Source organism: Enterobacter sp. C4G1 (assembly GCF_052886895.1).
In genome coordinates this window covers 1-13,012 of the sequence record NZ_JBQVVV010000001.1, presented here as the reverse complement: position 1 = coordinate 13,012, position 13,012 = coordinate 1, and the positions used below count along the sequence as shown (strand labels likewise).

Genomic DNA, 13,012 nt, shown 5'->3' with positions numbered 1-13,012 from the left:
ATTCGTGTGATCGTGTGCGAACGATCTTGTCAGAAAAGCGATCCGGGAGTAGCTTATTTATAATGTTCGTACACGAACAAATTAATTGAGGTACTGAATGAGATTGATCGTGGGAATGACAGGGGCGACTGGCGCACCGCTCGGCGTGGCGCTGCTTCAGGCGCTGCGCGATATGCCAGAAGTGGAGACGCATCTGGTGATGTCGAAGTGGGCAAAAACAACCATTGAGCTGGAAACGCCGTATTCCGCTCAGGACGTTGCTGCGCTCGCGGATGTTGTCCACAGCCCGGCCGACCAGGCCGCGACTATCTCGTCCGGCTCGTTTCGCACCGATGGCATGATCGTTATTCCATGCAGCATGAAGACCCTTGCCGGTATCCGCGCGGGTTACGCCGAAGGGCTGGTGGGCCGTGCTGCCGATGTTGTGATGAAAGAGGGACGCAAGCTGGTGCTGGTTCCGCGTGAAACCCCGCTCAGTACGATCCATCTGGAGAACATGCTCGCACTTTCCCGTATGGGCGTGGCAATGGTGCCGCCGATGCCCGCGTATTACAACCACCCGCAAACCGCCGATGACATTACCCAGCATATTGTGACGCGTGTGCTTGACCAGTTTGGTCTGGAACGCAAAAAAGCGCGCCGCTGGAACGGGTTGCAGGAGGCCAGACATTTTTCACAGGAGAACAAAGATGGCATTTGATGATTTGAGAAGCTTCCTCCAGGCGCTCGATGAGCAAGGGCAGCTGTTGAAAATTGAGGAAGAGGTCAACGCTGAACCCGATCTGGCGGCAGCGGCCAACGCCACCGGGCGCATTGGCGACGGCGCACCTGCACTGTGGTTTGATAATATTCGCGGCTTTACCGACGCCCGCGTGGTGATGAACACCATCGGCTCATGGCAAAACCATGCGATTTCAATGGGGCTGCCAGCAAATACGCCGGTGAAGAGCCAGATAGACGAATTTATTCGCCGCTGGGATAAATTCCCCGTTGTACCTGAGCGCCGTGCTAACCCGGAATGGGCCGAAAATACGGTGGATGGCGAGGACATTAACCTGTTCGATATTCTGCCGCTGTTCCGCCTGAACGACGGTGATGGTGGTTTTTACCTTGATAAAGCCTGCGTGGTATCACGCGATCCGCTGGACCCGGACCATTTCGGCAAGCAGAACGTCGGGATCTACCGTATGGAAGTCAAGGGCAAGCGCAAACTGGGCCTGCAACCTGTTCCTATGCACGATATCGCTCTGCACCTGCATAAAGCGGAAGAGCGCGGGGAGGATCTGCCGATTGCGATCACGCTGGGTAATGATCCGATTATTACCCTGATGGGGGCAACGCCGCTGAAGTACGACCAGTCTGAATACGAAATGGCTGGCGCGCTTCGTGAAAGCCCGTATCCAATCGCGACCGCACCGCTGACCGGATTCGACGTGCCGTGGGGCTCTGAAGTTATCCTCGAAGGGGTAATTGAGGGGCGCAAACGTGAAATCGAGGGGCCATTCGGTGAATTTACCGGCCACTATTCCGGTGGCCGTAATATGACCGTCGTACGCATTGATAAAGTCTCTTACCGCACTAAACCCATTTTTGAATCGCTCTATCTGGGGATGCCCTGGACGGAGATTGACTACCTGATGGGCCCGGCAACCTGCGTGCCGCTCTACCAGCAGCTTAAAGCTGAATTCCCGGAAGTACAGGCAGTGAATGCCATGTACACCCACGGTCTTTTGGCGATTATCTCCACCAAAAAACGTTACGGCGGTTTTGCCCGTGCCGTGGGGTTACGTGCCATGACCACGCCACATGGCCTGGGTTACGTGAAGATGGTGATTATGGTGGATGAGGACGTCGATCCGTTTAACCTGCCGCAGGTGATGTGGGCGCTGTCGTCGAAAGTTAACCCGGCGGGGGACCTGGTGCAGTTGCCGAACATGTCGGTGCTTGAACTTGACCCAGGCTCCAGCCCGGCCGGGATCACCGACAAGCTGATCATCGATGCCACCACGCCTGTCGCACCGGACAACCGTGGCCACTATAGCCAGCCGGTACAGGATTTACCTGAAACGAAAGCCTGGGCTGAAAAACTGACCGCGATGCTCGCAGCTCGCCAATAAGGAGGAAAACATGATTTGTCCACGTTGTGCCGATGAGCATATTGAAGTGATGGCGACATCCCCGGTGAAGGATGTCTGGACTGTCTTCCAGTGTCAGCATTGTCTGTATACCTGGCGTGATACTGAGCCGCTTCACCGTACCAGCCGTGAGCACTACCCGGAAGCGTTCCGAATGACACAAAAGGATATTGATAACGCGCCGCAGGTGCCAACCATTCCGCCGCTGCTGTAAAAAAGCCGGGTGGCGGCTTTGCCTTACCCGGCCTACAAAACCCATAGGCCCGGTGGCGCTGTGCTTACCCGGCCTGTAAAACCCGTAGGCCCGGTAAGCGCAGCGCCACCGGGCAATAATCCGCAGAAGTCTTAGACCAAACTCTTCAGGCGGTATATCCACTCCAGCGCCTGACGTGGCGTTAGAGAATCCGGGTCGAGATTCTCCAGTGCTTCTACGGCTGGTGACGTCTCTTCTGCAGGCATCAGCAGTGACATCTGCGTACCGTCAACCTGCGTCGCCGCTGCGTTGGGCGACAAGCTCTCCAGCTCACGCAGTTTCTGGCGTGCGCGTTTGATGACCTCTTTCGGTACACCAGCCAGTGCCGCAACGGCCAGACCATAGCTCTTGCTTGCTGCGCCATCCTGCACGGTGTGCATAAAGGCGATGGTATCGCCATGCTCCAGCGCATCGAGATGGACGTTTGCCACGCCTTCCATTTTCTCTGGTAGCTGAGTCAGTTCGAAGTAGTGGGTCGCAAACAGCGTCATCGCCTTGATTTTGTTCGCCAGGCTTTCAGCACATGCCCACGCCAGTGACAGGCCGTCATAGGTTGAGGTGCCTCGTCCTACTTCATCCATCAATACCAGGCTGTGTTCCGTTGCGTTATGCAGGATGTTGGCCGTTTCGGTCATCTCCACCATAAAGGTTGAGCGCCCGCTTGCCAGATCGTCCGCCGCACCCACGCGGGTAAATATGCGGTCAATCGGGCCAATCTCTACTTTTTGCGCAGGAACGTAGCTGCCGATATGGGCCAGAAGCGCAATCAGCGCAGTCTGGCGCATATATGTACTTTTACCGCCCATGTTCGGACCGGTAATGATCAACATTCTTCGCTGCGGCGACAAGCTCAGTGGGTTGGCGATGAATGGCTCGTTCAGCACCTGTTCCACCACCGGGTGGCGCCCTTCAGTAATGCGAATACCGGGCTTGTCGGTAAAGGTCGGGCAGGTGTAATTAAGTGCATCGGCACGCTCTGCGAGGTTTACCAGCACATCCAGTTCTGCCAGCGCGCCAGCACTTAATTGCAGGTCGGCAAGGTGTGGCATTAGCATGTCGAACAGCTCGTCATACAGCTGTTTTTCCAGCGCCAGTGCTTTGCCTTTCGAGGTGAGAACTTTGTCCTCATACTCTTTCAGTTCAGGAATGATGTAGCGCTCGGCGTTTTTCAGCGTCTGGCGGCGCACGTAGTGGATAGGTGCCATATGGCTCTGCCCACGGCTTATCTGAATGTAGTACCCATGAACCGCGTTATAGCCCACTTTCAGGGTGTCGAGGCCCAGACGCTCACGCTCGCGGATTTCCAGTTTATCGAGGTAATCCGTCGCGCCGTCTGCCAGCGCGCGCCATTCGTCCAGCTCTTCGTTGTAACCCGGGGCGATAACACCGCCGTCGCGCACCAGAACCGGTGGCGCGTCAATGATGGCACGTTCGAGCAGTTCACGTAGCTCTGTAAACTCGCCCATGGTTTCCCGCAGTTTTTGCACCGGTGTGCTGTTCACTTCGGCAAGCTGAGCACGCAGCTCAGGCAATTGCTGGAAGGCGTGGCGCATCCGCGCCAAATCACGCGGGCGTGCTGTGCGCAAGGCCAGCCGCGCCAGAATACGTTCCAGATCGCCAACCTGACGCAGCACCGGCTGTAATTCGCTAAAGCGGTCCTGCAAGGCGGCGATGGTTTGCTGGCGGCCGATCAGCGTTTCAGTATTGCGGATAGGCATGTGCAGCCAGCGCTTGAGCATTCGGCTGCCCATCGGGGTCACCGTGCTGTCGAGTACCGAAGCAAGGGTGTTTTCCACACCACCCGCCAGATTCTGGGTGATCTCCAGGTTACGGCGCGTCGCGGCATCCATAATGATGCTGTCCTGCTGACGCTCCATGGTGATTGAGCGGATATGTGGCAGGGCAGTACGCTGGGTATCTTTCACATATTGCAGCAGGCAACCCGCAGCGCACAGGCCGCGCGGCGCATTTTCAACACCAAAACCGATCAGGTCACGCGTACCAAATTGCAGGTTTAGCTGCTGACGGGCGGTATCAATTTCGAATTCCCACAAAGGACGACGGCGTAATCCGCGACGGCCTTCAATCAGCGACGTTTCCGCAAAATCTTCGGCATAAAGCAACTCAGCCGGGTTCGTGCGCTGCAATTCGGCAGCCATCGTTTCGCGGTCTGCCGGTTCGCTCAGGCGAAAACGCCCGGAGCTGATATCCAGCGTGGCGTAGCCAAAACCTTTGCCGTCCTGCCAGAGGGCGGCCAGCAGGTTATCCTGGCGCTCCTGCAACAGGGCTTCATCACTGATGGTCCCGGGCGTGACGATGCGCACGACTTTACGCTCCACCGGGCCTTTTGAGGTGGCCGGGTCGCCAATCTGTTCGCAAATGGCGACGGATTCGCCCTGGTTCACCAGCTTCGCCAGGTAGTTTTCTACCGCGTGATGCGGAATACCCGCCATCGGGATAGGTTCACCCGCCGATGCGCCACGCTTGGTCAGGGATATGTCGAGCAGCTGCGATGCGCGTTTTGCATCGTCATAAAAAAGCTCATAAAAATCGCCCATACGATAAAACAGCAGGATTTCCGGATGCTGAGCTTTAAGCTTCAGATACTGCTGCATCATCGGCGTGTGGCTAGAGAAGTCCTTATCAATGTCTTCATTCATATTGATTTTACTCATTTTTTAATTCTTTCAAGTGCTCATATGGCCCCAGGTAAAACCCCTTTAAACCCACATAAACCCATAAATTTGTAGCTCACTTGTAGCCCAAGGCGTGATAGATTGGTTGTACTCCTTCTTTGGGCTACAAATGGTGGTGATACTTTGAAAACAACTCTCAACCAGGCTTTTATTATCAACAAGTTAAGTATTAATGTTAAGCCTGAACTCAGTAGCTCTGGAAAAGTCGTTTTCGAAGCCAACCCTGACCAAAAGCCTTACATAGTTTTTGACGATCATCGAGATTCACCTGTTGGCTTCGGTGTGAAGGTCAGTTTGACGAAAAAAACCTATGTAATCCAGCGAAGAGTAGCCTCGTCAGATCGTAATGTCAGCGAGGGTAAGAAGCCAAGCTCTGTCTTGAAAGTAAAGGTTGGAAATGTGTCTGATTTTCCGAGTATCGATCAAGCCCGTGAGGTAGCTCGACAGTTGGTTCAGACCATGATCGCAACAAAGAGAAATCCCAACAAGATTAAGAGGGAACTCGATCTTGCTGAATTGACCGTGAGTGAAGCTTTTGCCCAATACAGGAGCCACTTACTTGGCAGAACCAAACCCGCTAAACCAAACACTCTCAATGTGTTAGACAAAGCTGAGAATCGGTTGAAAGAATGGCAAAACCTTCGGATAAAAGATCTTACGGGTACTGAAATCCTTAGTAAGTTTGATGAAATTGCTTCAAGAGCAAGAACGGCTGCTGAACAAACTTTCCGATGGGCTAATGTTGCAGTTAAACATGCGATTGAAATTGAAGCTGGCAATGCCCAGACACAACAACGACAACCTTCGCTGTCCTATAATCCTTTTTCAATTTTAAAGGTACAGAAGAAGTTCAGAACGCGATCTGAACTGGAGGATAGCTATCGTGCCAAGGGAGTACGAAACCCATTGTCTCCCAAAGATACCCTGGGACGTTTTCTAACTGCATTACACAATAAGCGAGGTTTTAATCGGTTGGGTTGTGATTATCTGTTGCTAACCGTTCTGATTGGAGCCCGGAAAGAAGAAACCGCTGCACTGTGCTGGCGAGAGACTCTGACAGAAGAGGAAGCCAGAACGACAAGCTACGTCGATCTTGAAAACCGAATGATTCGATTCTACGACACCAAAAACCGTAATGACCATGAGTTGCCAATCTGCGATGCTACAAAGCGAATTCTGGAAGATCGAAGAGATATCGTCAACGATAACGAAAAGCGAGCAGATAAACGCAAATGGGTTTTTCCGGCTCGTTCATCACGAAGTAAGGTTGGACACTATTCCGACAGTAAAAGCCTACGTGAGTATATCTGTCAGGAAGCAGGCATAACGAAGTTGGGTATGCATGATCTGCGCAGAACCTTTGGCCGTGTTGCAGAAGAGCTAACTTCATATGCAGTTGTGAAAAAGTTGCTTAACCACCGCAATACCACCGATCCTACGGAAAGGTATGCTGTGCCAGATAATCAGCGAGTTTTTGAGGCACTTCAAAGGATTGAGTTGCATATGCTAATGACTGCACCTAAATTGTATAATGCACTTTTAGCATCTGCGAAGTATCCGCCATTACCAGAAAGGAAAGAGGGATGAGTGTTGTTGAGACGTTAAGAGAGTTTTCAGAAGTATGGAAGCTTTTTAGTGAGATTCCTGATGACGCGACACTTAATGTTGAGTTGGCATCTCTGTATCTTGGTATTAGTGTAAAATCACTTGCTCGATATAGGCAAAATGGCGGGGGACCAGCATATATCCAGTACCAAGTAGAAAATAGCAAAGCGAGAAACCAGCGAGTAAATTACTTGCTAAAAGATCTTCGAGCGTGGCGTGATAATCATAAGGTCCAAAATACTATGCACGCAGCTCAAATCCGTGGATTAACATTTACGTCATTAACCGATTTATGTGAGCCACATCCATTTTGGCTGTCTAATTTTTCAGGACAAAAAATAATATCTCATGCTTTGACAACCTCTGATGATCTTTTTAGAAAGTTATTGTCAGAGCCTAATGTTGATATAGTCTGGATTTCTGTTGAGCAGGCTATTTTCAAAGAGTGGGAAAATAAAAATGAACGAATTATTTGGCACAATATTTTCATAACAATTCTAAATAATTTGAGCTATGCTTCAGAAGCAGCGCAAGAAAGATATACAATGAATGATGTCTTGGGGAGTTAAATATAAAGCCCCTTTTCTGGTTGAGTTAAAATATCAGTATGCAATATTGATTTATTTTCTGTGTGTGATAAGAATCTATAATAGAAGCAATAATTTCTTAGAGATTTAAAAAATAAAAAAGATAAGTAAATACTAAATTAGCAAGAAAAAAATCACGGTCTTTACTTTTCTATTTTCTCTCATTTTATTCTGGATTGAAATTATTTATAGAGTTTTCTTTTTGTTATTTTAATATATCCATGGCTATTAAATGTTCTCTATTAATTGCTATTGACACATTAAATTCCAACCAGAAACCATATAATATCTGATATGGTTAAAATAGACACTTGACAATGTTTTATATTGTATTATTTATAGAGTGGTAAATAATTTAATATATAACACTCCTTTTTTAATTAGAGGTATTTAATGATATTCGGAGGGGTAATATGAGAGGGGGATGATAATGAGAAAAGAAATATATAATGAGGATAAATACAAGAGCCAAATACAAAAATATGCTCTATGCTGTGATGATTTTAATGATGGTGTATACAGGAAACCGAGAGAGAAAGCTACCTTAAAGAAATATATAGGATATAACAATAAATATTTTATAAATGGTTTTGTTTTTGATGTGGATCATGAATATGGGGCAATTGCGTGGGATATGGCTGGACTGCCTAAACCAAATGCAATCATACAAAATACAATAAATGGTCATGCTCATTTACTTTATGCTCTAAAAATACCAGTATTAAAAACAAACTCTGCAAAAATAAAACCACTAAGATTAGCTTCTGTTGTGCAGTGTGGATTTACAGAAAGATTAAAAGCAGATAAATCTTACGCTGATATTCTAATGAAAAACCCTCTTAACATCTTTGAATGGAGAACCACGTGGACAGATATTAAAGCGTATGATCTATACTATTTAGCTGATTTTGTTCCTGATGTAATTAGAAAGAATGATAGCAACAAAAGAAATATATATGGATTGGGGCGCAATGTTAATTTATTCGAAGATCTAAGAGTAATTGCATATAAAAATATACTAAAATATCAAGAGAGTAAAAATGAGCATGAATTTTATAATTATTTGTATTTAACGGCTGATATAATTAACAAACAGAGCAACTCTAACAACCCATTATCACATAATGAAATTAGGCAAATTTGCCAAAGCGTTTGTAAGTGGACGTGGAAAAATTTCTCAAAAAAACAGTTTTCAATTATTCAATCTAAACGAGGGGTGAATAATGTTGGAAAAATAAAAAATACTGATACCAAAGAAAAATTAGAAAAAGCATTGAGGATATTATTATGATTATAAACGGTAAAAAAATAAAAGCGAAAGATTTAGCGAAATTAGCAGAAGTATCACGTTCAACTGTTATTAAATACTATGGTATTTCTCGTGAGGATTACTTGAAAGAGGCATCTAAAAAAAGAAGTCTTTCATTTCAGTTGAGATCGTCCGGTTTGAAATGGAAAGAGGTGGCTCAAAAGATGAATACTACACAGCACAGTGCGATTGGGTATTATAGAAGATATTTAGCATCACATAAAACCGAATAATTTTTCTCTCATTAAATAAATAACTTTAGTGTTATGTGCAGCAGATAAAATCTCACTGTGTAATATTGTACGGATGATTAGTGTCTATTGACACTTGTAAAAAATGTGATAATTGTATTAATATTCAAGGTTTTTATCATAATAGGAAAGGTTAATATGAAAAATACAAAGCTTGATCTTATGGAGAGGTATTTAATTATTCTCGATAAGTTTGTGAGTAAAATATCAGAATCTGGAGTGCCGCAACAAAAAGTCATCGAACAATCATATCTATTTTGTTCTGGCTTTTATATTAAATATAAGCAAGAAATTGAAAAGATAAAATTCTCTAATAGTGATGTTGTTTTGACGTTTCTACTCTATTCATACTATAAATTTATTAATAAGTTAGATGATGATTTAATTGATAAGAGACGTATAAGGAAAATATGCTCTTTGCTTATTAATTTTATTGTCGATAATGGTAGCCAATCAGAGAAGGTCTATGTTCAGGAAAAAAAGAAGTATGATGCTTTCCAGTTACAAAGAGATTTATCAATGAAAAATAAGAGAAAAAAATATGGGTTGTAATGATAGTAAAAGCCTGTAGATTTGATACAGGCTTTTGCTCTATTAGAAGTCTTATCTTTTAGTAGTTTCGTCTTCACACTGTCTTGCGTCTTATTTTTAAGGACTGATTTTCAACCGAGGAGCAGCCAACCAGAACCAGAAATGTGAATGAGGAGATAATTATTCTTTCTTATATAAATCGACTATCCTTATGATGATGTTTTATTTTTAACTAACTTATAAATAATATTTCTGATTTCGTTATCAAACCTTGAACTTTTTCTTTTCATCCATTGGATGCAGATAAAAGTTGCTGAGCGAGATAGGAGATATGTTAACCACTCATATTTGTGTTCATTGAAAACATACCCATCTTTATATCCTGCAAGTAAAATACAGAAGGCAATGAAAGAAGCTAAGCAAAGCAAAGTGAAAAGGATATAAAAAAGTTTGGGAACAGGCATCACTTTGTAGTGTGATGCCATTGATACATTATTTAATAACATTGTCATGAATGCAGGTATGACAATGAGTTTTCTGCTTAAATTTACTTTATACTCACCTGTATTCTCATTTACGATCAGAGCATCGTAATTTACACTACACCGCTCATATCCACTATATTGGCGCAACTCATATTTATGAATGCGGTGTGAATTCCTGAATGTAATACCGTAGTCAGAAATTTTTGTTTCCTCACCTGAATCATTCCTTACTAAGATCTGTTCATTAAATGATTCGATGACTTCGCCTGAAAAAGTTTCAACAAACTCGTAGGTTTCCCCTAAGAAAACGAATTTAGGAGCAACAGTTTCTGCTTGTTTACTGTTGCTCTTCATAGAGTAAATGCTCATACCGATTCCTTTTAAGTAAATGACGTTCATATTCGATGTATGAAGCAATTCAAGCTTTTGAATGTGCTGAAACTGGACATAAAAAATCTACTTTTCTCGGTTGTAAATAAATAGCCTAGATAAATCAGTCTGTTATGTCGGTTATTACAAATTTTCATTTTGACTGATTTTGAAAAGAAGGCAAATCACTTGTACCGATCGATTGAGTAATAATGATAGTTATAGGCTATCATGAATGATTTATCGATCGGTATAAACGATCGATTGTGATGCGCGTTCTATCCATCCAAAGACCGAAAAAGGAAAGTTATGCCTACAATGATGGTGATCGTTTGCGGTGTACCGAGACAGGCTCATCTGTTGTGGCGAGGCATAAAGGGGCTATCTTCGTAATCCTTATGTTGCTGATAATACTAGGGTTTTTTGGGCGTTTAAGTGTTAGTATTTTGATGTTTTTTAGTAGACTAATAACTGCATCAATATAGGGAATTGTTTCTAGCCATCTAAACTTAGGTATTTCTAAGCTTAATTTTGGAGCATCAGTTAACAGCCCTTCGCTATTACTAGGAATTGTCGAGATACATTCTTTGGTATAATCGGTATCGTATCTATCGTCATGAGAAGTTTTACAAAGTGCAAGCATTTCTATCGTGGGATTAACCTCTTCTATTACAATCCCAGAAGGAGGTATCATATCAAGAGTTTCACTGCAAGATGCTTTTAAATTGAAAAGAAAACCGTTGTCGCGATCTGGAATATAATTGATCCTGTTCTGTAGAGCAGACCATGAGTAGGTTTTTCCTAATTGCGATGCTTTGAAAGCCATATTTCCATATTTAAACGAGAAGCCATTCATACGACCAGTAGATGAGATGTTTGGAACAGCTACAATGTTCTTTTCTTTGAGTTGATGTACAAATTCTATAGTCGAAAGATTTTTGACAAGCAAGGTTTCAATGGCTTCCTGGATTATGACTTTAGAACATGGCTTACCAGTTCTTTTTTCCAACATATCCTCACCACGACTTTTTTTATTTTTCGACTTAGATGATTGCGCTCCAATAGCTGATGGCCCTCTAGTTCGGGTTAATTTATAATCTTCTTCCAGTTCTTGGATAATACGTGTACTGATGAGATTTTCATTTTTACCTAAGTAGACTCTGCCATCAATGAGATCAATACGACAGGCGATAATGTGGATATGTTGACCGCTAATATCATCATGTAGAACATAGCATTTTAGATGTGTTTCCGAGAAACCCATACGTGCCATGTAATCATCAGCGATATTAGACCACTGATAATCTGTAAGCGTATCATCTTTTGGTAATCGAAGTGAATTGTGCCACACCGGTTTTACTATATCTTCTCGAAGCTTTTTGGCTGTATTAAATTCATCGATTAACTCAGTAGTAGAGCTTCCCAGCATGTTTCCACCGATTACTCTTGGTACAGTTTTATGATGAGATACTGATTTCAAAGCATAGTGAATAATTCCTGAGAAACATTTTCCTCTTTTAATCTTCTGCATTCCCTTCATCAGATATCCTCCAAAGATCAATATTTATGAGATGCAAACGAAGCTCAGAGATTTGACGTCTAACGGCAAAAAGTTCTGTATTTGTCAAACAGCTTCCATCACTCTTGTTATCAAGATGGATATTGAGCTTATTTAGGTTTTGCGATATCTTCCCTAATTCTTTCCAGGCATCGAGATTGATTGGAGGAATGAGGGTGGGGGTTGTGTTCAGAAAGCTCTTTCGAAGCCATTCACCTTTTCTTATGTTTCCTCGTTTTTCATTTAAAAATTGTAATTCCTCTTTATTAAGTCTAACACTAACACAGTGTTGCCTTAGTTTATCTCTATATAAATTAGCGTTATTGGATTTTAAATCAATGTTTTTATTTTTGTAATTGTAGACGCCAGTATTATTTTCAAACATACAAACTCCTTTTTTATTTTTATAAATTTATTATTCTTTATTTGCTGTAATGTCAAGTGGTGTTTATTGATATATGTTTATTTATCAGCATTACTCTTGACATTTTATAATGATCAGATAACTTGTGGGAAATATAATAACAAGGCGGAGGGAATATGGAAAAATATATTTCAGCATTCAATGAGATTGATTTGCTTATGGAAGGATTATTCGAGAGATTAAATATAGGGATAGGCGAAATTAATGCATATCCAAGTGAAGATATGTTTAGAATTATCGTAAATAAGACAGAAGTTGAGAGTTTGAAATCAATAAATGAGATGTTTGCAAAGAATTATTTTTCGGAAGCTCATAGGCTTATGAGCCAGAATGTGTATATATTTGTGAATTGGTGGTGCGATAATTTAGATTTTATGTCGGTAGATATACCTTCGCTAATTGCTTCAAAAGAAAAAGAATTAATCATTTCAAATGCTGGAAAATTACGTTCTGGAAATTTTGATAAAAAAAGACTATGACCTGCATCTTTCAGTGTAATTTAATAAATGGTTATTTATAGTCTCTTTAAGAAGTGTGTGCGTATTTTTTCGACTGAAAGGAGAAAAAACAAGGGAAACTTTAATAAGCGTAGCTTCTTAAAGTTAGCCCTTGCTTATCTTACAAACAATTTGTTGATGGAGATCTTCACGGTTTTTAGCTATAATTGTCTTCCAATGATATGGCATATCACGAAAAGGTGATTTAATGAGTGAAACTAAAAATTTAAAAGAATCGAATAAAACTACTATATATGCAGTTATAACTGTACTCTGCGTTGTTATATTTTTAATTCAGTTAGGCATCGAAGG

At 43.1% G+C, this 13,012-nt stretch carries 13 protein-coding genes; 9 read left to right on the top strand and 4 right to left on the bottom strand.

Features of this window, described 5'->3' with window-relative positions:
* Positions 1 to 97: 97 nt before the first annotated feature.
* From ACT9TW_RS00065 to ACT9TW_RS00055, 3 genes are read left to right on the top strand one after another with little or no spacing between them, the layout of a single operon-like run.
* Complete coding sequence (locus tag ACT9TW_RS00065) at positions 98 to 700, top strand: non-oxidative hydroxyarylic acid decarboxylases subunit B (RefSeq protein ID WP_446491373.1); 603 nt, start codon at positions 98 to 100, stop codon at positions 698 to 700.
* A complete protein-coding gene (locus tag ACT9TW_RS00060) occupies positions 690 to 2,117 on the top strand; it encodes a non-oxidative hydroxyarylic acid decarboxylases subunit C (protein ID WP_446491372.1) in 1,428 nt (475 codons plus the stop codon). The genes ACT9TW_RS00065 and ACT9TW_RS00060 overlap by 11 nt, the downstream gene beginning before the upstream one ends.
* Positions 2,118 to 2,127: 10 nt before the next feature.
* Positions 2,128 to 2,349, top strand: a complete 222-nt coding sequence (locus tag ACT9TW_RS00055) for a non-oxidative hydroxyarylic acid decarboxylases subunit D (RefSeq protein WP_446491371.1) — start codon at positions 2,128 to 2,130, stop codon at positions 2,347 to 2,349.
* 131 nt (positions 2,350 to 2,480) lie between these two features.
* On the opposite strand, the gene mutS is transcribed toward ACT9TW_RS00055, so the two are convergent.
* On the bottom strand, positions 2,481 to 5,048 hold the full coding sequence (mutS, locus tag ACT9TW_RS00050) for a DNA mismatch repair protein MutS (protein ID WP_446492659.1): 2,568 nt from the start codon (positions 5,046 to 5,048) through the stop codon (positions 2,481 to 2,483).
* 159 nt (positions 5,049 to 5,207) lie between these two features.
* On the opposite strand from mutS, the gene ACT9TW_RS00045 reads away from it, so the two are divergent.
* From ACT9TW_RS00045 to ACT9TW_RS00025, 5 genes are all read left to right on the top strand, one after another.
* Positions 5,208 to 6,671 (top strand): tyrosine-type recombinase/integrase, encoded by a 1,464-nt coding sequence (locus tag ACT9TW_RS00045; RefSeq protein WP_024195068.1) that lies wholly within the window; start codon positions 5,208 to 5,210, stop codon positions 6,669 to 6,671.
* Entirely contained in the window at positions 6,668 to 7,258 is a 591-nt protein-coding gene (locus tag ACT9TW_RS00040) for a hypothetical protein (RefSeq protein WP_042945971.1), read from the top strand. Before ACT9TW_RS00045 ends, ACT9TW_RS00040 begins: the two co-directional genes overlap by 4 nt.
* A 448-nt stretch (positions 7,259 to 7,706) precedes the next feature.
* Positions 7,707 to 8,567: a replication initiation protein gene (locus ACT9TW_RS00035; protein WP_058687335.1), complete on the top strand. Its 861-nt coding sequence runs from the start codon at positions 7,707 to 7,709 to the stop codon at positions 8,565 to 8,567.
* The gene (locus ACT9TW_RS00030) at positions 8,564 to 8,818 is read left to right on the top strand and encodes a hypothetical protein (RefSeq protein ID WP_001513942.1); all 255 of its coding nucleotides are present in this window, start codon (positions 8,564 to 8,566) and stop codon (positions 8,816 to 8,818) included. Before ACT9TW_RS00035 ends, ACT9TW_RS00030 begins: the two co-directional genes overlap by 4 nt.
* A gap of 156 nt (positions 8,819 to 8,974) precedes the next feature.
* Positions 8,975 to 9,388 carry a hypothetical protein gene (locus tag ACT9TW_RS00025; protein ID WP_001513941.1) on the top strand — a complete coding sequence of 138 codons (414 nt, stop codon included), beginning with the start codon at positions 8,975 to 8,977 and terminating at the stop codon, positions 9,386 to 9,388.
* Between the two features lie 188 nt (positions 9,389 to 9,576).
* Here the strand turns inward: ACT9TW_RS00025 and ACT9TW_RS00020 are convergent, their stop codons facing one another.
* The 3 genes from ACT9TW_RS00020 to ACT9TW_RS00010 all read right to left on the bottom strand — a co-directional run bounded on the left by ACT9TW_RS00020 (position 9,577) and on the right by ACT9TW_RS00010 (position 12,164).
* On the bottom strand, positions 9,577 to 10,221 hold the full coding sequence (locus ACT9TW_RS00020; protein WP_029701599.1) for a hypothetical protein: 645 nt from the start codon (positions 10,219 to 10,221) through the stop codon (positions 9,577 to 9,579).
* 313 nt (positions 10,222 to 10,534) lie between these two features.
* On the bottom strand, positions 10,535 to 11,761 hold the full coding sequence (locus tag ACT9TW_RS00015; protein ID WP_058687337.1) for a relaxase/mobilization nuclease domain-containing protein: 1,227 nt from the start codon (positions 11,759 to 11,761) through the stop codon (positions 10,535 to 10,537).
* Positions 11,739 to 12,164, bottom strand: a complete 426-nt coding sequence (locus ACT9TW_RS00010) for a hypothetical protein (protein ID WP_042945965.1) — start codon at positions 12,162 to 12,164, stop codon at positions 11,739 to 11,741. The genes ACT9TW_RS00015 and ACT9TW_RS00010 overlap by 23 nt, the downstream gene beginning before the upstream one ends.
* A 155-nt stretch (positions 12,165 to 12,319) precedes the next feature.
* On the opposite strand from ACT9TW_RS00010, the gene ACT9TW_RS00005 reads away from it, so the two are divergent.
* Positions 12,320 to 12,682, top strand: coding sequence for a hypothetical protein (locus tag ACT9TW_RS00005; RefSeq protein ID WP_047716720.1), 363 nt, complete (start codon positions 12,320 to 12,322; stop codon positions 12,680 to 12,682).
* The last annotated feature ends 330 nt before the right edge of the window (positions 12,683 to 13,012 follow it).